Source organism: Pseudomonas sp. P1_C12 (genome assembly GCF_056406435.1).
In genome coordinates, this window is the sequence record NZ_JBFUAE010000005.1 from 134,803 (window position 1) to 159,919 (window position 25,117).

The following is a 25,117-nucleotide window of genomic DNA, read 5'->3' on the forward strand; positions in this document are numbered from 1 at the left end:
ATCGGTTATTTTTCTATGCTGACACCCGAGAAAACATTGCGACCGAACGGGCTCACCTTGAACCCTTCGATTTTGGCGCTCAGCGGCTGGTTGACCGTTGAGTGGGCGACTGGCGTGATCGGCACCTGCTGCTTGAGGTACTGCTGCGCCTGTTTGTAGAGCAGGGTGCGCTGGTCACGGTCGGTGACGACCTTGGCCTGCTTGATCAGCTTGTCGTAGGCCGGATCACACCACATCGAGTAGTTGTTGCCGCCAATGGCGTCGCAGCTGTAGAGCGTGCCCAGCCAGTTGTCCGGATCACCGTTGTCACCAGTCCAGCCGATCAGGCTGATGTCGTGTTCGCCGTTCTTGGTGCGCTTGATGTACTCGCCCCACTCATAGCTGACGATCTTGACCTTGAGGCCGATCTTCGCCCAGTCAGCCTGGAGCATCTCGGCCATCAACTTGGCGTTGGGGTTGTACGGACGCTGGACCGGCATGGCCCAGAGGGTGATTTCAGTGCCTTCCTTGACGCCGGCAGCCTTGAGCAGCTCCTTGGCTTTTTCCGGGTTGTAGGCGACGTCCTTGATCGTGTCGTCGTAGGACCATTGGGTCGGCGGCATGGCGTTGACCGCCAGTTGCCCCGCACCCTGATAAACGGCATTGAGAATGCCTTGCTTGTTCACCGCCATGTCCAGCGCCTGGCGCACTTCGAGCTGGTCGAACGGCTTGTGGCGCACGTTGTAGGCGATGTAGCCGAGGTTGAAACCAGGCTTCTCGATCAGTTGCAGGGCCGGGTCGTTCTTCAGCGCGGTCACATCGGCAGGGCGCGGGTGCAGGGTGATCTGGCACTCGCCGGCCTTGAGTTTCTGCACGCGCACCGAGGCGTCGGTATTGATGGCGAAAATCAGGTTGTCGAGCTTGACCCGGCTCGGGTCCCAGTAATGCTGGTTGCCGGTGTAACGAATGTTCGAGTCTTTCTGGTAGCTCTTGAACACGAACGGCCCGGTGCCGATCGGCTTCTGGTTTATGTCGCTCGGCTTGCCTTCGGCCAGCAGCTTTTCGGCGTATTCGGCCGAAAGGATGGCGGCGAAGCTCATGGCGATGTTCTGGATGAACGCGGCGTCCACGCTGTTGAGCGTCATGACCACGGTCAGCGGCCCGGTCTTTTCGACCTTGGCGATGTTCTTGTTCAGGCTCATGCCGTTGAAGTACGGAAACTCTGTCGGATAAGCCTTACGGAAAGGTTGTTGCGGATCGAGCATGCGATTGAACGTGAACAGCACGTCATCGGCATTGAAATCGCGGGTCGGCGTGAAGTACTTGGTGGTATGAAACTTCACCCCTTCGCGCAGGTGAAAGGTGTATTTGAGGCCGTCCTCGGAAATATCCCAGCTCGTGGCCAGGCCCGGTACGACGTTGGTCGCGCCTTTTTCAAACTCTGCCAACCGGTTGTACAGCGGTTCGGCGGCGTCGTTGTCGGTCGCAGTGGTGTACTGCGCCGTGTCGAAACCGGCGGGACTGCCTTCGGAGCAGAACACCAGGCTGTTGTTGGCGGCCTGGCTGATGGAAGTGGCGGCCAACAGGCCGGTGCCCAGCAATGCGGATAAAACCAAGGTATGGCGCATAACGCTTCCTTTTCTCTCAAAGTGTTGTCAATGAGCCGCCGTCCCGTCAGCGGACGTAGAGGCATCATTGATTTCAAGCCATGCACGCAGCAGTAACCGATGACCCACGCATGCACTGGTCGGATCCCGACGGTATGAGCCGCGGGTCCGGCAGTAAATGCGTAAAGTCCTAAAGGCTCGTAGGAAATGGCAACGCGTCCTCCCCCGATGCTGTAGTCAGCTGCGGATTTGGATGTAGGCAAATTCCTGCTTTCTCGGTAGATAAAGCTACGGCGACGTCAGAAACGTCGCCGTAGCAATGTCTTACTTGCTGACGCTGACGCCGTAGAAGGAGTTCAAGCCAAATGGGCTGATCTTGAAATCCTGCACGTTGGCGCGCATGGGTTGGAACACCGTCGAGTGAGCGATAGGTGTCATGGGCACAGCATCTTTGAGCACGTGTTGCGCTTGTTTGTAGAGCTCGGTGCGCTTGCCTTGGTCTGAAGTGCGCTTGGCTTGCTTGACGATGTCGTCAAACTTCTTGTCGCACCATTTGGAGAAGTTGTTGCCTTCCAGCGAGTCGCAGCCGAACAGCACGTTCAGCCAGTTGTCCGGATCACCATTGTCACCGCTCCAGCCAATCAGCATCGCCTGGTTCTCGCCACCTTTGGAGCGCTTGATGTACTCGCCCCACTCGTAGCTCTGGATCTTGACCTTGAGGCCGATCTTGGACCAGTCGGACTGCAGCATTTCTGCCATCAGTTTGGCGTTCGGGTTGTATGGACGCTGCACCGGCATCGCCCAGAGAACGATTTCGGTACCATCTTTCACGCCGGCTTCCTTGAGCAGCTCTTTGGCTTTCTCAGGGTTGTACGGCGCATCCTTGATGGTGGTGTCGTAGGACCACTGGGTCGGAGGCATGGCGTTGACGGCCAGTTGGCCAGCGCCCTGGTACACGGAGTCGATGATCTGTTGCTTGTTGACCGCCATGTCCAGTGCCTGGCGCACCTTCAGCTCGGCCAGCGGGTTCGCATCGGTTTGTCCCTTGACCTTGGGCATCACGTTGTAGGCGATGTAGCCCAGGTTGAAACCAGCCTGGTCAGGCAGCTTCAGGGTTTTGTCTTCACGCAGCGCCTTCAGGTCGGCCGGACGAGGGAACAGGGTGACCTGGCACTCGTTCTTCTTCAGCTTCTGGATACGTACCGACGGGTCGGTGGTGATGGCGAAGATCAGGTTGTCGATCTTCACGTCGTCAGGCTTCCAGTAGTCCTTGTTCCCGGAGTAGCGGATGTTGGAGTCTTTCTGGTAGCTCTTGAATACGAACGGGCCGGTGCCGATCGGCTTCTGGTTGATGTCGGCAGCCTTGCCTTCCTTGAGCAGCTGGGCAGCGTACTCGGCGGACTGGATCGAGGCGAAGCTCATGGCCATGTTCTGGATGAACGCGGCATCAACGTCTTTGAGGGTGAACTTGACAGTTTTGTCGTCGACTTTATCGATCTTGGTGATGTTGGTATCCATCCCCATGTCGGTGAAGTACGGGAATTCGGTCGGGTAGGCTTTGCGGAACGGGTCATCCTTGTTAATCATGCGATTAAAGGTGAACAGCACGTCGTCGGCGTTGAACTCACGAGTCGGCTTGAAATACGGGGTGGTGTGGAACTTGACGCCTTCACGCAAGTGGAAGGTGTAGGTCAGGCCGTCATCGGAGACGTCCCAACTGGTTGCCAGACCAGGAATAACGGCGGTGCCGCCGCGCTCGAACTGCGTCAGGCGGTTGAACATGGTTTCTGCAGAGGCGTCGAAGTCGGTTCCGGTGGTGTATTGACCTGGATCGAAACCGGCCGGGCTCCCTTCGGAGCAGAACACCAGGTTAGTCGCTGCTTGGGCGAACGGTGCGCTGGCTAGCAAGCTTGCGCCAACTAAGAACGGAATGACCGCGTGTTTAAGCATGGTGGCCTCATGATTTGTTGTCATTTTTGGAATTAGAGGACGACCTCGTGAGTCGTGCCTGCGGATACTTATGCAGGGGCCATACCCAATGCAAGATCCAGAGTGACTGCAAGCCTTAAACGGTGGTACGAACGTACCTTAATGTCGCATTTGTATAAATCCTGACTTATTTTACCGTTTGCGCGACATTTTCACGGTGCAAACGACGCACTTTCACGGTGCGTCCTGAGCGCAGGGTGCTCCCGATCAGGGCGGGGTGTTACTTATTTATACCCCGTTTTGTGAGGTGGGTATGGCGTGAATAAGAGTGGTTATTGTTGCACCGATAGTGGCCAATCAATCTCAGTTGCACCCGGTGCAACTGCCGGCTTTTCTCAGTGGACTCTCCAGTTATAGCTCATGCCTGAAAACAGCCCCCCCCTCAAAAAAAAAAGAAACGGCGATCATGTGAGTGATCGCCGTTTTTTTTATTTAGAGGCTATCGAATCAAGGCATCAGCACTTCAATCGATCCATCGGCGGTCATGCTGACCTGGCTGGTGCCGGCTTCAACATCTGGCGTCACTGGTGCGGCGTCCATGGCGGCGGCTTTCATCATCATCGGCGCGCGCAGGTAAGGCTGTGGATAACCGTTGCTGTTGAGGTTCAGGTTGACGATTTTGTAGCTCTTGCCGCCGAGGGCGTCGGTGGCCAGTTGGGCGCGGGCCTTGAAGGCGGTCACGGCGTCCTTGAGCAGGGCGTCTTCGCTGGCTTTGCGGGTCGGGGTGGCGATGGCGAAGTCCATGCCGCCCATTTTCAGGTCGGTGAGCAGTTCGCCGGTCAGCTTCGACAGCGCGGCGAAGTCCGAGCTTTCCAGGCGCAATTCGGCGCGCTCGCGCCAGCCGGTGATTTTCTGGCCTTTGGTATCGTAGATCGGGTAGCTGTTGCGACTGCCCTGACGCAGGGTGATGTCCTTGACTTTCTTGGCCTGGGCCAGCGCCTTGTTCATTGCAGTGCTGACGTCGGCGGCGAGTTTGGCCGGGTCGCTGTTCTGTTCTTCGGTGTAGAGGGTCACGATCATCAAGTCGCGGGCCACTTCCTGACTGACTTCGGCGCGCAGGGAAATCTGGTTGTAATGCAGCTCGTCGGCAGCCAGGGCCGGGAGGCTGGCGACGGTGCCAGCACTCAGGGCGAGGAGGGCGGCGCTGCGGCGGAATCTGTACATGAAGGCTCCTTGAAAGGTGCGCAGGGGTATGGTCCGGGCCTGCGTGAAACCATCAGACTCTAGCTTTTATGTTCCGGTTCGCACAGTTACAACTTCTATACAGATCGAGGCACCTGTAGTCCTTGTAGGAGCTGGCTTGCCAGCGAAATCGGTGGATCATTCAAAATAAGCGTTGAATGACACGCAGCCCTCGCTGGCAAGCCAGCTCCTACAAGAGGCGTCTTGAAGCATTCCATGCGTGTGGCCGTTTGCCGCACTTTTGCCTGTCAGCCCCCGCGCTTGGTTATACTCCCTGCGATCCGCCTGGAGCGCTCATCAGGAGAGCTCATGCTCGCCCCCGTTCAAATCACTTCCGCCACTCGCCAGAACCTCTGGCGGCTGACGTTCATCCGCACCTTGGTGCTGGCCGCACAGGCCGGTTCCGTGGGCCTGGCCTACTGGCTCCAATTGCTGCCACTGCCCTGGTTTCAATTGGCCGCGACCCTCGGTTGTTCGATGCTGTTGTGCGTGTTCACGGCGATTCGCCTGCGTACCTCGTGGCCGGTGACCGAGCTCGAATACGCCGTGCAACTGGCCTGCGACCTGTTTATCCACAGCGCCTTGCTGTATTTCTCCGGCGGCTCGACCAACCCCTTCGTCTCCTATTACCTGGTGCCGCTGACCATTGCCGCGGTGACGTTGCCATGGCGTTATTCGGTGATCCTGTCGGGTATCGCGCTGACGATGTACACGCTGTTGCTGGCACAGTTCTACCCACTGCAAACCTTCCCGATCGCTCGGGAAAACCTGCAGGTGTACGGGATGTGGTTGAGCTTCGCCCTCGCCGCCGCAGTGATCACGTTCTTCGCCGCGCGCATGGCCGAAGAGCTGCGCCGTCAGGAAGAACTGCGCGCCATTCGTCGCGAAGAAGGCCTGCGCGATCAGCAACTGCTGGCCGTCGCCACCCAGGCCGCCGGTGCGGCCCATGAACTGGGCACGCCGCTGGCGACCATGAGTGTGCTACTCAAGGAAATGCGTCAGGACCACCATGACCCGATGTTGCAAGATGACCTGAGCGTGCTGCAGGATCAGGTCAAGTTGTGTAAAGAGACCTTGCAGCATCTGGTGCGCGCCGCCGAGGCCAATCGCCGGTTGGCGGTGGAGATGCAGGACGTCACCGATTGGCTCGACGAAGCCCTCAATCGCTGGCACCTGATGCGCCCGGAGGCCAGTTATCGCTTCCAGCGCCTCGGCCAGGGCGCGGTACCGCGCATGGCGCCGCCGCCGGACTTGACCCAGGCTTTGCTGAATCTGTTGAACAACGCCGCCGATGCCTGCCCCGAAGGGCTGCAAGTGACGCTGGACTGGGATTGGGAAAACCTCACCATCAGCATTCGTGACCACGGCGCCGGTGTGCCGCTGGCCATCGCCGAGCAAATCGGCAAACCGTTTTTTACCACCAAGGGCAAAGGCTTCGGCCTGGGCCTGTTTTTGAGCAAGGCCAGCGTGACACGCGCCGGCGGCTCAGTGAAACTCTACAGTCATGAGGAAGGCGGCACGCTCACCGAGCTGCGCCTGCCCCGTGTCGCCCGAGGAGACGAACATGAGTGAAGAGATCCAAGTCGAAGGCGAAGAACTGCCGCATTTGCTGCTGGTCGATGACGACGCCACGTTCACCCGCGTCATGGCCCGCGCCATGGCCCGCCGCGGTTTTCGCGTCAGCACTGCCAGTTCCGCCGAAGAAGGCCTGGAACTGGCCAAGGCCGATCTGCCGGATTACGCCGCCCTGGACCTGAAGATGGACGGCGATTCCGGCCTGGTGCTGCTGCCCAAGTTGCTGGAAATGGACCCGGAAATGCGCGTGGTGATCCTCACCGGTTATTCGAGCATTGCCACCGCCGTCGAGGCGATCAAGCGCGGTGCCTGCAACTACCTGTGCAAACCGGCGGACGCCGACGACGTGCTGGCGGCGCTGCTGTCCGAACACGCTGACCTCGACAGCCTGGTGCCGGAAAACCCGATGTCCGTGGACCGCCTGCAGTGGGAGCACATCCAGCGCGTGCTGACCGAGCACGAAGGCAACATCTCGGCCACGGCCCGTGCCCTGGGCATGCACCGTCGCACCCTGCAGCGCAAACTGCAGAAGCGTCCCGTTCGCCGCTGAACCTGCGCTGAACGAATGCAGGCCGTATCTCACGACAAACCGAACCGATCATCTATGATCGGTTCGTGCGTGTTCTTTTCTCTATCGAGCCTTATCCATGAATCAGAACGCTGAGTATTCTGCGGTCAACGACGCCGTGCGCGGGCAGTTTTTTCGCAAAGTGTGGGCGATGATCACGCCTTACTGGCGCAGTGAGGAGAAGGTCAAGGCCTGGACGCTGCTGATCGCGGTGATTGCGTTGTCGCTGATCAGTGTGGGGATCTCGGTGTGGTTCAACACCTGGTACAAGGATTTCTACAACGCCCTGCAAAAGAAGGACGAGGCGGCGTTCTGGCAACTGATCCTGTACTTCTGCGCGATTGCGGCGGTGGCGATCGTCGGTGCGGTGTATCGGCTCTACCTGACGCAGATGCTGACGATCCGCTGGCGGGCATGGCTTACGGAAAAGCACTTTGCGCGCTGGCTCGCCGACAAGAATTACTACCAGCTGGAGCAGGGCGGTTACACCGATAACCCGGACCAGCGGATTTCCGAAGACCTCAACAACTTCACCTCCAACACCCTTGAGTTGGGGATCGGGTTGCTGCGCAATATCGTCAGCCTGGTGTCGTTCTCGATCATTCTGTGGGGCGTGTCGGGCAGCATTGAAGTATTCGGCATCACCATTCCCGGCTACATGTTCTGGTGCGTGCTGGTTTACGCCGTGGTGGGCAGTTGGCTGACGCATTTGATCGGTCGTCGCCTGATCGGCCTGAACAACCAGCAACAACGCTTCGAAGCCGACCTGCGTTTCTCCATGGTGCGGATTCGCGAGAATGCCGAAAGCATCGCGTTGTACAACGGCGAGCCGAACGAAAATCGTCGGTTGAGCAGTCGCTTCGGGATGGTCTGGCATAACTTCTGGGACATCATGAAGGTGTCCAAGCGCCTGACATTCTTCACCGCCGGTTACAGTCAGGCCGCCATCATTTTCCCCTTCATGGTTGCCGCGCCGCGTTACCTCTCCGGAAAGATCGAACTGGGCGAGCTGATGCAAATCAGCTCGGCATTTGGCAATGTGCAGGAGAGTTTCAGCTGGTTCATCAGCGCGTACCAGAGCCTCGCTTCCTGGCGCGCCACCTGCGATCGTCTGCTGAGCTTCCACCAGGCCATGCGTGACAACGAAGAGCGTGCGCCGGCCATCGACGTACAGAATTCGGGCTCGGTGCTGAAGGTGCACAACCTCGGCCTCGACCTGGCTGAAGGTCGTCACCTGCTGACCAACGCCGACATGACCGTGGAGGAGGGCGACCGTGTGATGCTCAGCGGTCGTTCCGGCAGCGGCAAGTCGACCTTGTTGCGGGCGATGGGCCATCTGTGGCCGGCCGGCCACGGCAGTATTCGCCTGCCAGCGGCGCGTTACCTGTTCCTGCCGCAAAAACCGTATTTGCCGATTGGCACCCTGCGTGATGTTCTCAGTTATCCACAGGCTGGCGATATCTATCCGAACGAACGCTACGTGCAGGTCTTGGAAACCTGTCGCTTGCCGCACCTGATTGCCCGTCTCGACGAAGCCAACCACTGGCAGCGCATGTTGTCCCCGGGTGAGCAGCAGCGCCTGGCCTTTGCCCGTGCGCTGCTTTATGCACCGCAATGGCTGTACATGGACGAAGCGACCTCGGCGATGGACGAAGAGGACGAGGCCACGCTGTATCAGGCGCTGATCGACGAGTTGCCGGGGTTGAGCATTGTCAGCGTCGGCCATCGCAGCAGCTTGAAGCGCTTCCACCCACGGCACATCCGTATCGAGAATGGCCATCTGGTGGACCAGGCCGTGACCGCATAAACACCGAAGGTCCCTGTAGGAGCTGCCGCAGGCTGCGATCTTTTGATCTTGAAAAATCAAAGTCAAAAGATCGCAGCCTGCGGCAGCTCCTACAGGAGGTGTGGTGATCGTACAACCGCGTTGCGCTATGATGCGCTTTCAGCAGCCGAACTTTTCGAGACAGATGTTCACCATGGAAAACCCGAACGACGCACCACGCCTCCCACGCAAGCGCCGCAGCCTCGCTCAGGAACTGGTGACGGTGCTGTCCGAGCAGATCCGCGACGGTCATCTCAAGCGTGGCGACAAGTTGCCCACCGAGTCGGCCATCATGGATGCCCATGGCGTCAGCCGCACCGTGGTGCGCGAAGCGATTTCCCGTTTGCAGGCGGCCGGCCAGGTGGAAACCCGCCACGGTATCGGCACCTTCGTGCTCGACACGCCGAGCCCTAGCGGTTTCCGTATCGACCCGGCGACCGTGGTGACCTTGCGAGATGTGCTGGCGATCCTGGAGCTGCGCATCAGTCTCGAAGTGGAGTCTGCCGGGCTGGCGGCGCAACGCCGCAGTCCGGAGCAACTGGCCAACATGCGCGCCGCCCTCGATGCGTTGAACGAAAGCGCCGCTCATGCCAGTGATGCCGTGGCGTCGGACTTCGCCTTCCACCTCGAAATCGCGTTGTCCACCGGCAACCGCTACTTCACCGACATCATGACCCACCTGGGCACCAGCATCATCCCGCGCACCCGGCTGAATTCCGCGCGCCTGGCCCATGACGACCAGCAGCACTACATGAGTCGCCTGAGCCGTGAGCACGAGGAAATCTACGACGCCATTGCCCGTCAGGATTCCGATGCGGCGCGGGCGGCCATGCGTTTGCACCTGACCAACAGCCGTGAACGGTTGCGTCATGCCCATGAAGAGGCTGAGGCGCAGCGGGGTTAGGGGAGTTCAGGGTTGCTCACCGGCACCGTGACGTAATCGACATACTCAATGGTGTTGTCACTCAGTACTTTGAATTTTTTCCGGGTCACCTCCCAGGTGTTTCCCGGCACCGATTCAAATTCGATCCAGTCTCCGATATTTACATGCAAGTCGAAGTCCATCGGCATCTCTCTGGCTGCGAGCCTGGATACGGTTGGGAAGGTAAATCGAGATCTAGTTTTCATGAGGGGGTTCCCTGGCAGTGATTGAGCCCTCGATTTAGCCTTCTTCAGCGATTACTCATAACTATTAGAAATACCAGTTTTGATGGACGGTACCCCTGCACCTCCTGATTTTCACCGTACACGGCGTACCAAGGCCGAGCATCCCCCCTGCAGTCTAATCGCGTCCAATGTTAGGACAACGTATCTCTCTTTAAGCAATCGATCCTCGAACAGCCCATTTTCGTGCCAGATTTACGGGCGCTTTAGCCTGTTGTCGAACAATTTTCACCCCCAGCGATGAAATGCAGTTGACGGTTGTATTTTAAGTTGTACGATGACCTACAACTTCAGCGCAGGCTGAACGGTTTTCTCACACATAACGTCGCTACCCAGGGTGTTCGAATAATGAATCCACAAGAACTGAAGTCCATCCTCTCTGCCGGTCTGCTGTCTTTCCCGGTCACCGATTTCAATGCTCAGGGCGACTTCAATCGCGCGGGTTACATCAAGCGTCTCGAATGGCTGGCCCCATACGGCGCCTCGGCGCTGTTCGCTGCGGGCGGCACCGGTGAGTTTTTCTCTCTGGCGGCCAGCGAATATTCGGAAATCATCAAGACCGCCGTCGACACCTGCGCCACCAGCGTGCCGATTCTGGCTGGCGTGGGCGGTTCGACCCGTCAAGCCATCGAATACGCTCAGGAAGCCGAGCGTCTGGGCGCCAAAGGTCTGTTGCTGCTGCCGCACTACCTGACCGAAGCCAGCCAGGACGGCGTTGCCGCCCACGTTGAAGCCGTGTGCAAATCGGTCAACATCGGCGTGGTGGTCTACAACCGTAACGTCTGCCGCCTGACCGCGCCGTTGCTGGAACGTCTGGCCGAGCGCTGCCCGAACCTGATCGGCTACAAGGATGGCCTGGGTGATATCGAGTTGATGGTGTCGATCCGTCGCCGCCTCGGTGATCGCTTCAGCTATCTGGGTGGCTTGCCGACCGCCGAAGTCTACGCCGCCGCCTACAAGGCCCTGGGCGTACCGGTCTACTCCTCGGCGGTGTTCAACTTCATCCCGAAAACCGCGATGGACTTCTACCACGCGATCGCTCGTGAAGATCATGCCACCGTCGGCAAGATCATCGACGACTTCTTCCTGCCGTACCTGGACATCCGTAACCGCAAGGCTGGTTATGCCGTGAGCATCGTCAAGGCCGGGGCAAAAATTGCCGGCTACGACGCAGGTCCTGTGCGCGCACCGCTGACCGATCTGACCGGCGAAGAGTACGAAATGCTCGCCGCGTTGATCGACAAGCAAGGTGCGCAATAACACATCCGATTTAACAAGGCCGCTGAGTAATCAGCGGCCTTTTGCGTGAGGAGAACATCTCGTGGCAGAAGCAAAGCGTTTTGATAACTACATCAATGGTGAATGGGTCGCGGGCAGTGATTACTGCGCCAACATCAACCCGTCCGAACTGACCGACACCATTGGCAACTACGCCAAAGCCGATCTGGCTCAGGTCCACGCCGCCATCGACGCTGCTCGCGCCGCGTTCCCGGCCTGGTCCGTTTCGGGCATCCAGGCACGTCACGATTCGCTGGATAAAGTCGGCACTGAAATCCTCGCCCGTCGCGAAGAGCTCGGCACCCTGCTGGCCCGGGAAGAGGGCAAGACCCTGCCTGAAGCCATCGGTGAAGTGACCCGCGCCGGCAACATCTTCAAATTCTTCGCCGGCGAGTGCCTGCGCCTCTCCGGTGACTATCTGCCGTCGGTGCGTCCGGGCGTCAACGTTGAAGTCACTCGCGAAGCCCTTGGCGTGGTCGGTCTGATCACCCCGTGGAACTTCCCGATTGCCATCCCGGCATGGAAAATCGCTCCGGCCCTGGCCTACGGCAACTGCGTCGTGCTCAAGCCGGCGGACCTGGTTCCGGGTTGCGCCTGGGCCCTGGCCGAAATCATCTCCCGCGCAGGCTTCCCGGCCGGTGTGTTCAACCTGGTGATGGGCAGCGGTCGCGTGGTGGGCGATGCACTGGTCAACAGCCCGAAAGTCGATGGCATCAGCTTCACCGGTTCCGTGGGCGTGGGTCGTCAGATCGCCGTCAACTGCGTGTCGCGCCAGGCCAAGGTTCAGCTGGAAATGGGTGGCAAGAACCCGCAGATCATTCTCGACGACGCCGACCTCAAGCAAGCGGTCGAACTGTCGGTACAGAGCGCGTTCTACTCCACCGGCCAGCGTTGCACCGCTTCCAGCCGCTTTATCGTCACCGCTGGCATCCACGACCAGTTCGTCGAAGCCATGGCCGAGCGCATGAAGTCGATCAAGGTCGGTCACGCCTTGAAAGCCGGAACCGATATCGGTCCGGTGGTCTCGCAAGCACAACTTGAACAGGACATGAAGTACATCGATATCGGCCAGTCCGAAGGTGCACGTCTGGTCAGCGGCGGTGGTCTGGTGACCTGCGATACCGAAGGCTACTTCCTCGCGCCAACCCTGTTTGCCGACAGCGAAGCCTCGATGCGCATCAGCCGTGAAGAGATCTTCGGTCCGGTGGCCAACATCGTCCGCGTCGCCGATTACGAAGCAGCCCTGGCCATGGCCAACGACACCGAGTTCGGTCTGTCGGCGGGCATCGCTACCACGTCCTTGAAGTACGCCAACCACTTCAAGCGCCACTCCCAGGCAGGGATGGTGATGGTCAACCTGCCGACGGCCGGCGTGGATTACCACGTTCCGTTCGGTGGGCGTAAAGGTTCATCCTATGGATCACGTGAGCAAGGTCGCTATGCGCAAGAGTTTTACACCGTTGTGAAGACTGCCTACATCGGTTGATTCACCGCAATACCCCTGTAGGAGCTGCCGCAGGCTGCGATCTTTGCTTTTAAAAATCAAAAGATCGCAGCCTCGTTTCACTCGACAGCTCCTACGGGGAACAACCAAAGATTCACCCCGCATAAAAATAATCAGTGGGAGTACATCTACATGCAATCGACCCAAAAGCCGACTCACGTCCGCTATTTGATCCTGCTCATGCTGTTTCTGGTGACCACGATCAACTACGCCGACCGGGCTACCATTGCAATCGCCGGCTCCAGCCTGCAGAAAGACCTGGGCATTGATGCCGTTACCCTCGGCTACATCTTCTCCGCATTCGGTTGGGCCTACGTGGCCGGGCAAATCCCCGGTGGCTGGCTGCTGGACCGTTTCGGTTCGAAAAAAATCTACGCGTTGAGTATCTTCACCTGGTCACTGTTCACCGTGCTGCAGGGCTATGTCGGCGAGTTCGGCATGTCCACGGCAGTGGTTGCGCTGTTCATGCTGCGCTTCCTGGTGGGCCTGGCTGAAGCGCCATCCTTCCCCGGCAACGCACGTATCGTAGCGGCCTGGTTCCCGACCGCTGAGCGCGGCACTGCCTCGGCGATCTTCAACTCGGCGCAATACTTCGCCACGGTACTGTTCGCACCGCTGATGGGCTGGATCGTCTACAGCTTCGGCTGGCAGCACGTGTTCATCGTCATGGGCGTGATCGGCATCATCTTCTCCGGGATCTGGCTGAAGGTTATCCACAGCCCGCGTCAGCACCCGATGATCAATGATGCCGAGTTCAAGCACATCGCCGACAACGGCGGCATGGTCGACATGGACCAGGACAAGGGCAAAGGCAAGAAGACCGATGGTCCGAAGTGGGACTACATCCGGCAGTTGCTGACCAACCGCATGATGCTCGGCGTATACCTGGGCCAATACTGCATCAACGGCATCACCTACTTCTTCCTGACCTGGTTCCCGGTGTACCTGGTGCAGGAACGCGGCATGACCATTCTCAAGGCCGGTTTCATTGCGTCCTTGCCGGCGATCTGCGGCTTCATCGGTGGTGTGCTCGGCGGGGTGATTTCCGATTACCTGCTGCGCAAAGGCCATTCCCTGACCTTCGCCCGCAAGGCGCCGATCATTGCCGGCCTGCTGGTTTCCAGCAGCATCGTGGCCTGCAACTACGTGGATGTTGAATGGATGGTGGTCGGCTTCATGGCCCTGGCGTTCTTCGGCAAAGGAGTGGGTGCACTGGGTTGGGCGGTGGTGTCCGACACCTCGCCGAAGCAGATCGCCGGCCTGAGCGGTGGCCTGTTCAACACCTTCGGTAACATTGCATCCATCACCACTCCGATCGTGATCGGCTACATCATCAGCTCCACCGGTTCGTTCAAATGGGCGTTGGTGTTCGTTGGTTGCAACGCTTTGGTCGCGGTGTTCAGCTATCTGGTGATCGTGGGCCCGATCAAACGTGTGGTGCTCAAAGAGCCACCAGCGAACGGTACTGAAGCCCCTGGCAAATTGTCTCAAGCGCATTCCTGAGGAGCGGCGTCATGCAGTTGATTGAACATTCCGACTCGCCGCGCTACATCCGCCTGCACGAGCGGGATAACGTGGTCATCGTGGTCAATGATCAGGGCGTACCAGCCGGTACCGAGTTTGCGGACGGCCTGGTCACCGTGGACTTCGTGCCGCAGAGCCACAAGGTCACCCTGGAAGACATTCCCGAAGGTGGCCAGGTGATTCGTTACGGCCAGGTCATTGGCTATGCCTTGCAGCCGATTCCCCGTGGCAGTTGGGTCAAGGAAGATCAACTGCGCATGCCGACCGCGCCACCGCTGGACAGCCTGCCGCTGTCCACCGATGTGCCGGCCGCGCAGGCACCGCTGGAAGGCTTCACTTTCGAGGGTTATCGCAACGCCGACGGCACCGTCGGCACGCGCAACATTCTCGGCATCACTACCACCGTACAGTGCGTGACCGGGGTGCTGGATCATGCGGTCAAGCGCATCAAGGATGAGTTGCTGCCCAAGTACCCGCACGTCGATGACGTGGTGGCGCTGACCCACAGCTACGGCTGTGGCGTGGCGATCACTGCGACTGACGCATACATCCCGATCCGCACCGTGCGCAACCTGGCCCGCAACCCGAACCTGGGCGGCGAAGCCCTGGTGATCAGCCTGGGCTGCGAGAAATTGCAGGCCGGGCAGGTGATGCACGACAACGACAGCTCGGTGGATCTGAGCGAGCCATGGTTGTACCGCTTGCAGGATTCCAGCCACGGCTTCACCGAGATGATCGAGCAGATCATGGAACTGGCCGAGACGCGCTTGAAGAAGCTCGATCAGCGTCGCCGGGAAACCGTGCCGGCGTCCGAGCTGATCCTGGGCATGCAATGCGGCGGCAGTGATGCGTTCTCCGGTATCACCGCCAACCCGGCACTCGGTTATGCCTCGGACCTGCTGCTGCGGGCCGGTGCGACGGTGATGTTTTCCGAAGTCACCGAAGTGCGCGATGCCATTTATCTGCTGACCTCCCGCGCGGAAAACCAGGACGTCGCCCAGGAACTGGTGCGGGAAATGGACTGGTACGACCGCTACCTGGCCAAGGGTGAAGCAGATCGTAGCGCCAACACCACGCCGGGCAACAAGAAGGGCGGGTTGTCGAACATTGTCGAGAAGTCCTTGGGCTCGATCGTCAAGTCCGGCAGCAGCGCGATCAATGGCGTGCTTGGCCCTGGCGAGCGCTTCAAACGCAAAGGCCTGATCTTCTGCGCGACCCCGGCCAGTGACTTTGTCTGTGGGACCTTGCAGCTGGCGGCGGGGATGAACCTGCATGTGTTCACCACCGGTCGTGGTACGCCTTACGGGTTGGCCATGGCCCCGGTCGTCAAGGTATCGACCCGGACTGAATTGGCGCAGCGCTGGCCTGACCTGATCGATATCGACGCCGGGCGTATTGCCACCGGGCGCGCATCGATCGAGGAACTGGGCTGGGAGCTGTTCCATTACTACCTGGATGTGGCTAGCGGCAAGAAACAGACATGGGCCGAGCAGCACAAGCTGCATAACGACATCACCTTGTTCAACCCGGCGCCGATCACCTGATACTGCATTGCCCGGGAAAAGATCGCAGCCTGCGGCAGCTCCTACAGAGCACGATTTTCCCTGTAGGAGCTGCCGCAGGCTGCGATCTTTTGATCTTAATGCGCTCGTGTGGCTTATCATTAGCCCCCTAACGACGCCCACCCCAAGGTCCTCCCGGCATGCTGGCAATTTTCCTCGAAACCCTGAACATCACCGCGCCGGTGTTTGCCATGCTGTTTTTGGGGGTGCTGCTCAAGCGCATCGACTGGATCAACGACAACTTCATCCACACGGCGTCGGCACTGGTGTTCAACGTCACCATGCCGGCGTTGCTGTTTCTGGGCATCCTGCATGCTGACCTGCGCGCGGCATTGCAGCCGGCGCTGCTGATCTATTTCTCCGTGGCGACGCTGGTGTGTTTTGCCATTGCCTGGGGTTGGGCGATCTGGAAGTGCCCGCGGGAAGATCGCGGGATCTACACCCAGGGCGCCTTTCGCGGTAACAACGGGGTCATCGGCCTGGCGCTGGCGGCCAGCATGTACGGCGACTACGGGATTTCCCTCGGGGCGATCCTCGCGGCACTGGTGATCCTGTTTTACAACACCCTCTCGACTATCGTGCTGGCGGTCTACAGTCCGGTGATCAAATCCGATCCTTGGAGCATCTGCAAAAGCGTGTTCAGCAATCCGCTGATCATCAGCGTGATTGCGGCTGCACCCTTCGCCTATTTCAAGATCGGCTTGCCCGGCTGGCTGGAGACCTCCGGCCAGTACCTGGCGCAAACCACGCTGCCGCTGGCGCTGATCTGCATCGGCGGCACGCTGTCCCTGGCGGCACTGCGCAAAAGCGGTAACATGGCGCTGAGTTCAAGCCTGGTGAAGATGATCGGCCTGCCGGTGCTGGCAACGCTGGGGGCATGGCTGTGGGGCTTTCGTGGGGCGGAACTGGGGATTCTGTTTCTGTACTTCGGTAGCCCGACCGCCGCTGCCAGTTTCGTCATGGCCCGGGCGGCGGATGGCAATCACGAACTGGCGGCGGCGATTATCGTGATCACTACGTTGATGGCGGCTGTCACCACCAACATCGGGATCTTCTTCTTGCAGTGGGGTGGCTGGATTTAGCGCCCCTGTTCATCGGCCAGGGTTTTGCACGCCGGTTCGATAACCGGAGGCGCCTGGGTCGGATAGTGCGTGGGCATGACCTGCACCGGGGTTGTCACGACGAAGCCATCGGCAAAGGTCGTTTCGACAAAGGTCGCTTTCCAGCCATTTTCCGGTGTGTCGATCTGCATGTCAGCGTTGAGCGGGTCTGTGAGCTTTACGTCTTCAGGCACGTACTGGACGCCACAGGGGTGACGAAAGTCCCGGGCGACCGGATTTATCGCCGTCCATTGAACGACTCGCACCGGTGCCTCGGAAAAGTGCAGCCCCATCCTTTGTGTTGAAACGTGCGGATTCGAGCGCATGGAAATGACCGGCAAAGGCTTGTTCTGTTGCCAGCGATTGATGACCGGTATCAGCGAGTTCTCGACGAACCGATTGATGCCGTAGTGGCTCGCATTGGGCGCGATTCGCAAGGCTTTCGGACCGGGTAGCTGATCGAAGAAAAACTGTGAATTGTCTGGCAGGAAAAAATCGTCGCTGCTGGCATTGACGATGTATTTCGGGATCGCCAGGCGATCGGCATAGCGGGTTTGCAAGTAGCTTAGCGGGTCTTCGATTTTCATCAGGTGTGCGAAGTTTTCAGTCTTGATTCGTTGGGTAATGCCCTCGTGATGGTAGTCAAAAAATGCCAGTGGCCAGTTCTTTCCGTAGGCCTGCCAGGTATGTTCAAGCACACTGTCCGTGCCCAGTACGTCGATCACAAACGGCACGATGGCTTTGATCCGCTCATCGGCAATCGCTGCCAGCCAGGTGGTCCAGCCACGTTTTGATGCGCCGCTGGCAATGAAACGGTCTATTCCCCAGGGTTGCAGCTCCTTTTGCGCGAGGTCCATGGCCTTGATCATCGACACCACCATGGGTAGGCGCACCGACATGTACGGGCGCTGGTACGGGTCATCGAGAAAGAGCTTCCAGCTGTGGGCGACGCTGGCATCTTCAGTGCGCGCAATGCCGTCGTCGGTATAGGTCAGGTACTGGTTCGGAACGTTGCTGACTGAAATGACAATCGTGCGTGTTTTACGCGCCACTTCAAGTGCCATGGCTTCGGTAAAGTCCGTCGGCTCGTCGGCGTTGTTTTGCCCTGCGTTAGGGGTTCCGTTATTGGCCACCAGCAGCGACTGGCCGCGCAGGGCATTGTCCGGGATGTAGATGTCCACGGTGTGTTTCCACTGTGCGGGGCTGACCAATCCTTGTGGCGACCATTGCTGGGAGGACAGGTCGAAACCGCGCTTTTCCACACCTGGAAATGATGTGTTGCCTTTGGCGGTGTAAACCAATGGATTGGCGTCTTCGGCTTTCGTGTAGCAGGCAAGCACTTCGCTGAAGTCTTGATTGCTGGCCTCGAAACACGCCTGGGCAGAGGCATGTATCGAGCTGCTGACGAGCAGGCTGGACAACATCAATTTCGACAATATGAACCTGGCGTTCAAGCGCATGGGAACCTTCCTTGTAAAGCTGGGAGAGGTTCGAGTCCTGGGTACAGCGACGCTGCACCGACCATCCCCCTGGTGGATTTTTGTCGGCGCAGTGTGTCGAAAAGAGGCTTGGGCGAACAGGGTTGGCGGGGTGTCTTTTATTGTCGAAATATGTGGTTGAACCGTTCAATCACAAGCGTTACCGAGGGCGGCGAACCACTCTGGCGATGGTGATCACTTCGGCGTCTGATAGCTGTCGATCACTTCCTGCGCTGCCCGAAACGCATCGATCGCCGCTGGCACACCGGCATACACCGCGCAATGCAGCAGTGCCTCGCGAATTTCTTCCACAGTGCAGCCGTTGTTCAGCGCACCGCGCACGTGACCTTTCAATTCCTGCGGGCACTTCAGTGCGGTCAGGGCCGCGAGGGTGATCAGGCTGCGGGTTTTCAGCGGCAGACCTTCGCGATTCCACACCCCGCCCCAGGCGTGTTCATTGACAAAGTCCTGCAGCGGCTGGGTGAACTCGGTGGCGTTGCCCAGTGCGCGGTCGACGAAGGCGTCGCCCATCACTTGGCGGCGGACTTCAACGCCGGTTTTTTTATTCTCGGTCATGGGACTTCCCTCTTATGGTGTTGGCGACGCCAGGCGCGTAGCGACGTGAACAGCAAAAACGCCACCAACGCCGGCAGGACGAAAAACAGCATCAAGTGTTCCAGCTTGCCGGCCAGTGGCATGCCGGTGGTGAACGACACCACGTGCAGTCCATAGGCCAGGTACAAACCCAGAAACAGCAGGCCTTCGGCGCGGGTCACCCGGTAGCCGGAGTAGAACACCGGCAGGCACAGCGCCGCGACGCCGAGCATCACCGGCAGGTCGAAATCCAGGGCGTTGGGCGACACCGACAGGGGCGACGGCGCCACCAGTGCGGTAAAGCCGAGCACGCCCAAGAGGTTGAACAGGTTGCTGCCAATCACGTTGCCCACGGCAATCTCGCGCTCGCCGCGCATTGCGGCGATCAACGAAGTGGCGAGCTCAGGCAGTGACGTGCTGACAGCGACGATGGTCAGGCCGATGATCCGCTCCGACAACCCCAAATCGGTGGCGACCGCAACCGCTGCACCCAGCAACAAGTGCCCGGCGTACACCAGCATCGCCAGTCCTGCGACGATCATCAGCAGGCTGCTCAACCATGGCGCTTGCGGGTGGTGGTCATGGCTCGATACCGGCCGTGCCGAGTGTCGCGACTGGCGCAGCAACAAGCCCAGGTAAATCGCCAGTGCCGCAAGCAATATCATGCCGTCGGCCCGGGTCAGTTCTTCATTCCAGGCGAGTACGAACACCAACAGGCTGGCGCCGATCATCAACGGAATATCCAGACGCACCAGTTGTCGGGAAACCCTCAACGGAATGATCAGCGCGGACAACCCGAGGGTGACGAGGATGTTGAAAATGCTGCTGCCAATCACGCTGCCGACCGCGATGTCGGCATTGTGTGCCAGGGTCGCTTGCAGGCTGACTGCCATCTGCGGTGCGCTGCTGCCGAGGGCGACGATGGTCAGGCCGATGATCAGCGGGCGTATGTGCAACCTTGCGGCAATGCGTACTGCAGCGCGCACCATCAATTCGGCGCCGACAATCAGCAGGAGCAATCCGCTGAGCAATTCGATCACGCTGATCAGGGGTAAATCGGCTAATCCGAAAATGGTCGGGGCTCCATCGGTCAGTCGTCGAGGGCTTGTACGCGAACCCGTGCGGTGCCGCTTTTGAGCATGCCCAGGCGCGCGGCGGCTTCGTGGGACAGGTCGATCAGGCGGCCACGGGTGTGCGGCCCGCGATCATTGATGCGCACCACGCAGGATTTGTCGTTATTCAGATTGGTCACCTTCACCCGCGTACCGAAGGGTAGCTGGCGATGGGCGGCAGTCATGGAATTCTTGTCGAAACGCTCGCCGTTGGCGGTACGTTTGCCTTGGTGTTTGGCGCCGTAATACGAAGCCACGCCGGTTTTGTCGTAGCCATGCGGATCGACGGTGTCGGTGCTGGCGCAACCGGCCAGGAGCGAGAGGAGGGCGCAGGTGCTGAGTAGACGCTTCATTTTGGCGTTCCAAAAAACAAATGTGGGAGCGGCGGTGCGACGATTCGACTTGCTCGCGAATGCATTCTGACAGTCAACATTGAATTGAGTGCCAAACCGCATTCGTCGGAACGCCGCCCGGAGCAAGCCCGCTCCCACAGGAGAATGGAGCCAGATTTTAGAGCTGGCTCCATTCTCATCAGCCTTCGAGCTTGCTTTTCAGCAGTTCGTTGACTTGTTGCGGGTTGGCCTTGCCTTTGGAGGCTTTCATGGCCTGGCCGACGAAGAAGCCGAACATTTTGCCGCGCTTGGCTTCGTCTGCCGCGCGGTATTGCTCGACCTGTTCGGCGTTGGCTGCGAGCATTTCGTCCAGCACCGCCGAGATGGCGCCGGTGTCGGTCACTTGCTTGAGGCCGCGCTTGTCGATGATTTCGTCCGCGCTGCCTTCGCCGTTGGCCATTGCTTCGAACACCACCTTGGCGATCTTGCCGGAGATGGTGTTGTCCTTGATGCGCAACAGCATGCCGCCCAGAAGCTCGGCGGAAACCGGCGACTCTTCGATGTCCAGGCCTTGCTTGTTGAGCAGGCTGCCCAACTCGACCATCACCCAGTTCGCCGCCAGTTTGGCGTCGCCGCCGATGCTCGCGACTTTTTCGAAGTAGTCGGCTTGCTCACGGCTGGTGGCCAGGACGCTGGCGTCGTAGACCGACAGACCGAACTGCTCCTGGAAGCGCTCGCGCTTCTGCGGTGGCAATTCCGGAAGGGTGGCGCGCACGTCGTCGAGGAACGAGTTCTCGATGACTACCGGCAGCAGGTCCGGATCGGGGAAGTAACGGTAGTCGTTGGCTTCCTCTTTGCTGCGCATCGGACGGGTTTCGTCCTTGTTCGGATCGTACAGGCGGGTCTGCTGGATCACTTTTCCGCCGTCTTCGATCAGCTCGATCTGACGCTGGATCTCGGAGTTGATCGCCTTCTCGATGAAACGGAACGAGTTGACGTTCTTGATCTCGCAGCGGGTGCCGAATTCGACCTGGCCTTTCGGACGGATCGACACGTTGCAGTCGCAACGCAGCGAGCCTTCGGCCATGTTGCCGTCGCAGATGCCCAAGTAGCGCACCAGCGCGTGGATCGCCTTGACGTAAGCCACGGCTTCCTTGGCACTGCGCATGTCCGGCTCGGAGACGATTTCCAGCAACGGCGTGCCGGCACGGTTCAGGTCGATGCCGCTGGCGCCGCTGAATTCTTCGTGCAGGCTCTTGCCGGCGTCTTCTTCCAGATGCGCGCGAGTGATGCCGACACGTTTGACCGTGCCGTCTTCGAGGGCGATGTCCAGGTGGCCCTTGCCGACGATCGGCAATTCCATCTGGCTGATCTGATAGCCCTTCGGCAGATCCGGGTAGAAATAGTTTTTACGGGCGAACACGTTGTGCTGGCCGATCTCGGCGTCAATCGCCAAGCCGAACATCACCGCCATGCGCACCGCTTCCTGGTTCAGCACCGGCAATACGCCGGGCATGCCGAGGTCTACCAGGCTGGCCTGGGTGTTCGGCTCGGAACCGAAGGTGGTGGAGCTACCGGAAAAGATTTTCGACCGGGTGGTGAGCTGGGTATGAATCTCCAGCCCGATCACGACTTCCCATTGCATGTGTTTCTCCTCAGAAGCCGGTTGGGGTGCGGGTGTGCCAGTCAGTGTTTTGCTGATACTGATGGGCAACGTTCAACAGGCGACCTTCCTGGAAATACGGAGCGAGCAGTTGCACGCCGACCGGCAGGCCATCGACAAAACCTGCCGGCATGGACAAGCCCGGCAGACCGGCGAGGTTGGCGGTGATGGTGTAGACGTCTTCCAGGTAGGCGGCGACCGGGTCGCTGTTCTTGGCGCCGAGCTTCCAGGCCGGGTTCGGCGTGGTTGGGCCGAGGATGATGTCGACCTCATTGAAGGCCGCCATGAAGTCGTTCTTGATCAAGCGACGGATCTTCTGCGCCTTCAGGTAGTAGGCGTCGTAGTAACCGGCCGACAGCGCATAGGCGCCAACCATGATCCGGCGCTGAACTTCCGGCCCGAAGCCTTCGCCACGGGAACGCTTGTACAGGTCTTCCAGGTTTTTCGGGTCTTCGCAACGATAGCCGAAACGTACGCCGTCGAAACGCGACAGGTTGGAGGACGCTTCCGCCGGGGCGATCACGTAGTACGCAGGAATCGCGTGCTGCATATTCGGCAGGCTGATTTCCTTGACCACCGCGCCGAGCTTTTTCAACTCTTCAACGCTGGCCATGACCAGATCGGCGATGCGGGGGTCGAGACCGGCGCTGAAGTATTCCTTCGGCACGCCGATGCGCAGGCCTTGCAGCGAGCCGTTGAGGCCGGCGCTGTAATCAGGCACGGGTTCGTCGATGCTGGTGGAGTCTTGCGGGTCGAAACCGGCCATGCCTTGCAGCAGGATCGCGCAGTCTTCGGCGGTGCGGGCCAATGGGCCGCCCTGATCGAGGCTGGACGCGTAGGCAATCATGCCCCAGCGCGAAACGCGACCGTAGGTCGGTTTCAGGCCGGTGAGGTTGGTCAGGGCCGCAGGCTGACGGATCGAACCGCCTGTGTCGGTGCCGGTGGCTGCTGGCAACAGACGAGCAGCTACCGCCGCCGCCGAACCGCCAGACGAGCCGCCCGGCACGTGTTCCAGGTTCCACGGGTTTTTCACCGCGCCGTAGTAGCTCGACTCGTTGGCCGACCCCATGGCGAATTCGTCCATGTTGGTCTTGCCCAGGGTCACGGCCCCGGCCGCAGCCAGCTTGGCGACGACGGTGGCGTCGTACGGTGCCTTGAAGTTGTCGAGCATCTTCGAGCCGCAGCTGGTGCGAATGCCCTGGGTGCAGAACAGGTCTTTGTGGGCGATCGGCGCGCCGAGCAGGGCGCCGCTCTCACCATTGGCCCGACGAGCGTCAGCGGCTTTCGCCTGCGTCAGCGCCAGGTCCTCGGTGAGGCTGATGAAACTGTTGAGCTGCGGATCGAGCTGGGCGATGCGCGCCAGCAGGACTTTGGTCAGCTCTTCGGAGGAAAACTTTTTATCGGCGAGTCCGCGGGCGATCTCGGCCAGAGTCAATTGATGCATTGCAGGCTCTTTCCCTTTAGTCGATGACTTTCGGAACCAGGTACAGGCCGTTTTCGACCGCTGGTGCGATGGACTGGTAGGCCTCGCGGTGATTGGTCTCGGTCACGACGTCTGCACGCAGGCGCTGGCTGGCTTCCAGTGGGTGGGCCAGCGGTTCGATACCGTCGGTATTGACCGCTTGCATTTCGTCGACCAGCCCGAGAATGCTGTTCAGGGCCGAAGTGATGTGTGGAAGATCGGCATCATTGAGGCCAAGGCAGGCCAAATGAGCGATTTTTTCCACGTCGGAGCGTTCAAGCGCCATGGGATTCTCCAGTGGAAAACAGAACGGACGGCGTCCGTGTGTTAGATTGTCGGAACACTACCGCATTTCTACGGTCTCAAGGCCGCGATTGTGGGGCTTGGTGCACAGAAAAGCGGCCAATTTAACATATTGGCGCCTTGCCCAAAATCCCTGTCGTTGTTAGAGTTTGCCGCACTTTTTTACCCACGCGTTGCCTAGGGTCCCTTTCCCATGTTCAAGAAACTGCGTGGCATGTTTTCCAGCGATCTTTCCATTGACCTGGGCACTGCCAACACCCTTATTTACGTGCGCGAGCGCGGTATCGTCCTGAATGAGCCCTCCGTTGTGGCCATTCGGACACACGGTAACCAGAAAAGTGTCGTTGCTGTCGGCACCGAAGCCAAGCGCATGCTCGGCCGTACGCCGGGCAACATTGCTGCCATTCGTCCGATGAAGGACGGTGTGATCGCCGACTTCAGCGTTTGCGAAAAAATGCTGCAGTACTTCATCAACAAGGTTCACGAAAACAGCTTCCTGCAGCCTAGCCCTCGCGTGTTGATCTGCGTTCCATGCAAATCCACCCAGGTTGAGCGTCGTGCCATCCGTGAATCGGCCCTTGGCGCCGGTGCCCGTGAAGTATTCCTGATCGAAGAGCCAATGGCCGCTGCGATCGGTGCCGGCCTGCCGGTTGAAGAAGCTCGCGGTTCGATGGTCGTGGATATCGGTGGCGGTACCACCGAAATCGCGCTGATCTCCCTGAACGGTGTGGTTTACGCCGAATCCGTGCGTGTTGGCGGCGACCGCTTCGACGAAGCGATCATCACCTACGTGCGTCGCAACTACGGCAGCCTGATCGGCGAATCCACCGCCGAGCGCATCAAGCAGGAAATCGGTACGGCCTACCCGGGTGGCGAAGTTCGCGAAGTCGATGTTCGTGGCCGTAACCTGGCCGAAGGCGTTCCGCGCGCATTCACCCTGAACTCCAACGAAGTGCTGGAAGCTCTGCAAGAGTCCCTGGCCACTATCGTTCAGGCCGTGAAAAGCGCCCTGGAGCAATCGCCTCCGGAACTGGCTTCCGACATCGCCGAGCGTGGCCTGGTACTGACCGGTGGTGGCGCCTTGCTGCGTGACCTGGACAAATTGCTGGCCCAGGAAACCGGTCTGCCGGTGATCGTTGCCGAAGACCCGCTGACCTGCGTTGCTCGCGGCGGTGGCCGTGCATTGGAAATGATGGATAAACACACCATGGACCTGCTTTCCAGCGAATAAGTCGCCGGATTGCCTCTATGCTGTTGAGCGCGCAGGCGGCACTTTGCAGTGCTGCCTGTTCGCGTTTATCTTCTGTCACTTTGCA

21 protein-coding genes are annotated in these 25,117 nt (G+C 59.5%); 10 read left to right on the plus strand and 11 right to left on the minus strand.

What is annotated here, in order from left to right:
• Positions 1-5: 5 nt before the first annotated feature.
• The 3 genes from AC1D19_RS10980 to AC1D19_RS10990 form a co-directional block, all read right to left on the minus strand.
• Entirely contained in the window at positions 6-1,607 is a 1,602-nt protein-coding gene (locus tag AC1D19_RS10980; RefSeq protein WP_477753392.1) for an ABC transporter substrate-binding protein, read from the minus strand.
• Between the two features lie 303 nt (positions 1,608-1,910).
• Positions 1,911-3,536: an ABC transporter substrate-binding protein gene (locus tag AC1D19_RS10985; RefSeq protein ID WP_477753393.1), complete on the minus strand. Its 1,626-nt coding sequence runs from the start codon at positions 3,534-3,536 to the stop codon at positions 1,911-1,913.
• 486 nt (positions 3,537-4,022) lie between these two features.
• Positions 4,023-4,739, minus strand: a complete 717-nt coding sequence (locus AC1D19_RS10990; protein WP_477763207.1) for an SIMPL domain-containing protein — start codon at positions 4,737-4,739, stop codon at positions 4,023-4,025.
• 327 nt (positions 4,740-5,066) lie between these two features.
• On the opposite strand from AC1D19_RS10990, the gene AC1D19_RS10995 reads away from it, so the two are divergent.
• The 4 genes from AC1D19_RS10995 to AC1D19_RS11010 all read left to right on the plus strand — a co-directional run bounded on the left by AC1D19_RS10995 (position 5,067) and on the right by AC1D19_RS11010 (position 9,629).
• The gene (locus tag AC1D19_RS10995) at positions 5,067-6,329 is read left to right on the plus strand and encodes an ATP-binding protein (protein ID WP_477759865.1); all 1,263 of its coding nucleotides are present in this window, start codon (positions 5,067-5,069) and stop codon (positions 6,327-6,329) included.
• The gene (locus tag AC1D19_RS11000) at positions 6,322-6,882 is read left to right on the plus strand and encodes a response regulator transcription factor (protein ID WP_007981466.1); all 561 of its coding nucleotides are present in this window, start codon (positions 6,322-6,324) and stop codon (positions 6,880-6,882) included. Before AC1D19_RS10995 ends, AC1D19_RS11000 begins: the two co-directional genes overlap by 8 nt.
• 97 nt (positions 6,883-6,979) lie before the next feature.
• Positions 6,980-8,707 carry an ABC transporter ATP-binding protein/permease gene (locus tag AC1D19_RS11005; RefSeq protein WP_477763208.1) on the plus strand — a complete coding sequence of 576 codons (1,728 nt, stop codon included), beginning with the start codon at positions 6,980-6,982 and terminating at the stop codon, positions 8,705-8,707.
• A 172-nt stretch (positions 8,708-8,879) separates the two neighbouring features.
• The gene (locus tag AC1D19_RS11010; protein ID WP_008018739.1) at positions 8,880-9,629 is read left to right on the plus strand and encodes a FadR/GntR family transcriptional regulator; all 750 of its coding nucleotides are present in this window, start codon (positions 8,880-8,882) and stop codon (positions 9,627-9,629) included.
• Here the strand turns inward: AC1D19_RS11010 and AC1D19_RS11015 are convergent.
• Positions 9,626-9,853: a hypothetical protein gene (locus AC1D19_RS11015; RefSeq protein ID WP_477763209.1), complete on the minus strand. Its 228-nt coding sequence runs from the start codon at positions 9,851-9,853 to the stop codon at positions 9,626-9,628. The two genes, AC1D19_RS11010 and AC1D19_RS11015, sit on opposite strands and share 4 nt — an antisense overlap.
• A 384-nt stretch (positions 9,854-10,237) precedes the next feature.
• Between AC1D19_RS11015 and kdgD the strand changes: the two genes are divergently transcribed.
• From kdgD to AC1D19_RS11040, 5 genes are all read left to right on the plus strand, one after another.
• Entirely contained in the window at positions 10,238-11,149 is a 912-nt protein-coding gene (gene kdgD / locus AC1D19_RS11020; RefSeq protein ID WP_007981458.1) for a 5-dehydro-4-deoxyglucarate dehydratase, read from the plus strand.
• 61 nt (positions 11,150-11,210) lie between these two features.
• A complete protein-coding gene (locus AC1D19_RS11025; RefSeq protein WP_477763210.1) occupies positions 11,211-12,653 on the plus strand; it encodes an aldehyde dehydrogenase family protein in 1,443 nt (480 codons plus the stop codon).
• A gap of 150 nt (positions 12,654-12,803) precedes the next feature.
• Positions 12,804-14,174 carry an MFS transporter gene (locus tag AC1D19_RS11030; protein WP_477763211.1) on the plus strand — a complete coding sequence of 457 codons (1,371 nt, stop codon included), beginning with the start codon at positions 12,804-12,806 and terminating at the stop codon, positions 14,172-14,174.
• Positions 14,175-14,185: 11 nt separating this feature from the next.
• The gene (gene garD / locus AC1D19_RS11035; protein ID WP_223448107.1) at positions 14,186-15,739 is read left to right on the plus strand and encodes a galactarate dehydratase; all 1,554 of its coding nucleotides are present in this window, start codon (positions 14,186-14,188) and stop codon (positions 15,737-15,739) included.
• A 158-nt stretch (positions 15,740-15,897) separates the two neighbouring features.
• Positions 15,898-16,839, plus strand: a complete 942-nt coding sequence (locus tag AC1D19_RS11040; protein WP_477763212.1) for an AEC family transporter — start codon at positions 15,898-15,900, stop codon at positions 16,837-16,839.
• Here the strand turns inward: AC1D19_RS11040 and AC1D19_RS11045 are convergent.
• From AC1D19_RS11045 to gatC, 7 genes are all read right to left on the minus strand, one after another.
• Complete coding sequence (locus tag AC1D19_RS11045) at positions 16,836-18,317, minus strand: PhoPQ-activated pathogenicity-related family protein (protein WP_477763213.1); 1,482 nt, start codon at positions 18,315-18,317, stop codon at positions 16,836-16,838. The two genes, AC1D19_RS11040 and AC1D19_RS11045, sit on opposite strands and share 4 nt — an antisense overlap.
• A 213-nt stretch (positions 18,318-18,530) precedes the next feature.
• Complete coding sequence (locus AC1D19_RS11050; protein ID WP_477763214.1) at positions 18,531-18,911, minus strand: carboxymuconolactone decarboxylase family protein; 381 nt, start codon at positions 18,909-18,911, stop codon at positions 18,531-18,533.
• Positions 18,908-19,969 carry a calcium/sodium antiporter gene (locus AC1D19_RS11055; RefSeq protein WP_477763215.1) on the minus strand — a complete coding sequence of 354 codons (1,062 nt, stop codon included), beginning with the start codon at positions 19,967-19,969 and terminating at the stop codon, positions 18,908-18,910. Before AC1D19_RS11055 ends, AC1D19_RS11050 begins: the two co-directional genes overlap by 4 nt.
• Before the next feature lie 50 nt (positions 19,970-20,019).
• Positions 20,020-20,394, minus strand: coding sequence for a septal ring lytic transglycosylase RlpA family protein (locus tag AC1D19_RS11060; protein WP_477763216.1), 375 nt, complete (start codon positions 20,392-20,394; stop codon positions 20,020-20,022).
• Positions 20,395-20,572: 178 nt separating this feature from the next.
• Positions 20,573-22,018, minus strand: a complete 1,446-nt coding sequence (gatB, locus tag AC1D19_RS11065) for an Asp-tRNA(Asn)/Glu-tRNA(Gln) amidotransferase subunit GatB (RefSeq protein ID WP_347910607.1) — start codon at positions 22,016-22,018, stop codon at positions 20,573-20,575.
• Positions 22,019-22,028: 10 nt separating this feature from the next.
• Complete coding sequence (gatA, locus tag AC1D19_RS11070; RefSeq protein ID WP_477753405.1) at positions 22,029-23,480, minus strand: Asp-tRNA(Asn)/Glu-tRNA(Gln) amidotransferase subunit GatA; 1,452 nt, start codon at positions 23,478-23,480, stop codon at positions 22,029-22,031.
• Positions 23,481-23,496: 16 nt separating this feature from the next.
• Positions 23,497-23,784, minus strand: coding sequence for an Asp-tRNA(Asn)/Glu-tRNA(Gln) amidotransferase subunit GatC (gene gatC / locus AC1D19_RS11075; protein WP_007901429.1), 288 nt, complete (start codon positions 23,782-23,784; stop codon positions 23,497-23,499).
• Between the two features lie 210 nt (positions 23,785-23,994).
• Here gatC and mreB point away from each other — a divergent pair, with 210 nt between their 5' ends.
• Positions 23,995-25,032, plus strand: a complete 1,038-nt coding sequence (gene mreB, locus AC1D19_RS11080; RefSeq protein ID WP_002555108.1) for a rod shape-determining protein MreB — start codon at positions 23,995-23,997, stop codon at positions 25,030-25,032.
• Positions 25,033-25,117 lie beyond the last annotated feature (85 nt).

Bases quoted from the DNA above. Each gene is read 5' to 3' on its own strand.
- AC1D19_RS11060 (WP_477763216.1), bottom strand. From the start codon at position 20,394: ATGAAGCGTCTACTCAGCACCTGCGCCCTCCTCTCGCTCCTGGCCGGT.
- AC1D19_RS10990 (WP_477763207.1), bottom strand. From the start codon at position 4,739: ATGTACAGATTCCGCCGCAGCGCCGCCCTCCTCGCCCTGAGTGCTGGC.
- AC1D19_RS11030 (WP_477763211.1), top strand. From the start codon at position 12,804: ATGCAATCGACCCAAAAGCCGACTCACGTCCGCTATTTGATCCTGCTC.
- mreB (WP_002555108.1), top strand. From the start codon at position 23,995: ATGTTCAAGAAACTGCGTGGCATGTTTTCCAGCGATCTTTCCATTGAC.
- AC1D19_RS11000 (WP_007981466.1), top strand. From the start codon at position 6,322: ATGAGTGAAGAGATCCAAGTCGAAGGCGAAGAACTGCCGCATTTGCTG.
- AC1D19_RS11050 (WP_477763214.1), bottom strand. From the start codon at position 18,911: ATGACCGAGAATAAAAAAACCGGCGTTGAAGTCCGCCGCCAAGTGATG.
- AC1D19_RS11040 (WP_477763212.1), top strand. From the start codon at position 15,898: ATGCTGGCAATTTTCCTCGAAACCCTGAACATCACCGCGCCGGTGTTT.
- AC1D19_RS11010 (WP_008018739.1), top strand. From the start codon at position 8,880: ATGGAAAACCCGAACGACGCACCACGCCTCCCACGCAAGCGCCGCAGC.
- AC1D19_RS10995 (WP_477759865.1), top strand. From the start codon at position 5,067: ATGCTCGCCCCCGTTCAAATCACTTCCGCCACTCGCCAGAACCTCTGG.
- AC1D19_RS10985 (WP_477753393.1), bottom strand. From the start codon at position 3,536: ATGCTTAAACACGCGGTCATTCCGTTCTTAGTTGGCGCAAGCTTGCTA.
- gatC (WP_007901429.1), bottom strand. From the start codon at position 23,784: ATGGCGCTTGAACGCTCCGACGTGGAAAAAATCGCTCATTTGGCCTGC.
- AC1D19_RS11015 (WP_477763209.1), bottom strand. From the start codon at position 9,853: ATGAAAACTAGATCTCGATTTACCTTCCCAACCGTATCCAGGCTCGCA.
- AC1D19_RS11045 (WP_477763213.1), bottom strand. From the start codon at position 18,317: ATGCGCTTGAACGCCAGGTTCATATTGTCGAAATTGATGTTGTCCAGC.
- AC1D19_RS10980 (WP_477753392.1), bottom strand. From the start codon at position 1,607: ATGCGCCATACCTTGGTTTTATCCGCATTGCTGGGCACCGGCCTGTTG.
- AC1D19_RS11005 (WP_477763208.1), top strand. From the start codon at position 6,980: ATGAATCAGAACGCTGAGTATTCTGCGGTCAACGACGCCGTGCGCGGG.
- gatA (WP_477753405.1), bottom strand. From the start codon at position 23,480: ATGCATCAATTGACTCTGGCCGAGATCGCCCGCGGACTCGCCGATAAA.
- garD (WP_223448107.1), top strand. From the start codon at position 14,186: ATGCAGTTGATTGAACATTCCGACTCGCCGCGCTACATCCGCCTGCAC.
- kdgD (WP_007981458.1), top strand. From the start codon at position 10,238: ATGAATCCACAAGAACTGAAGTCCATCCTCTCTGCCGGTCTGCTGTCT.
- gatB (WP_347910607.1), bottom strand. From the start codon at position 22,018: ATGCAATGGGAAGTCGTGATCGGGCTGGAGATTCATACCCAGCTCACC.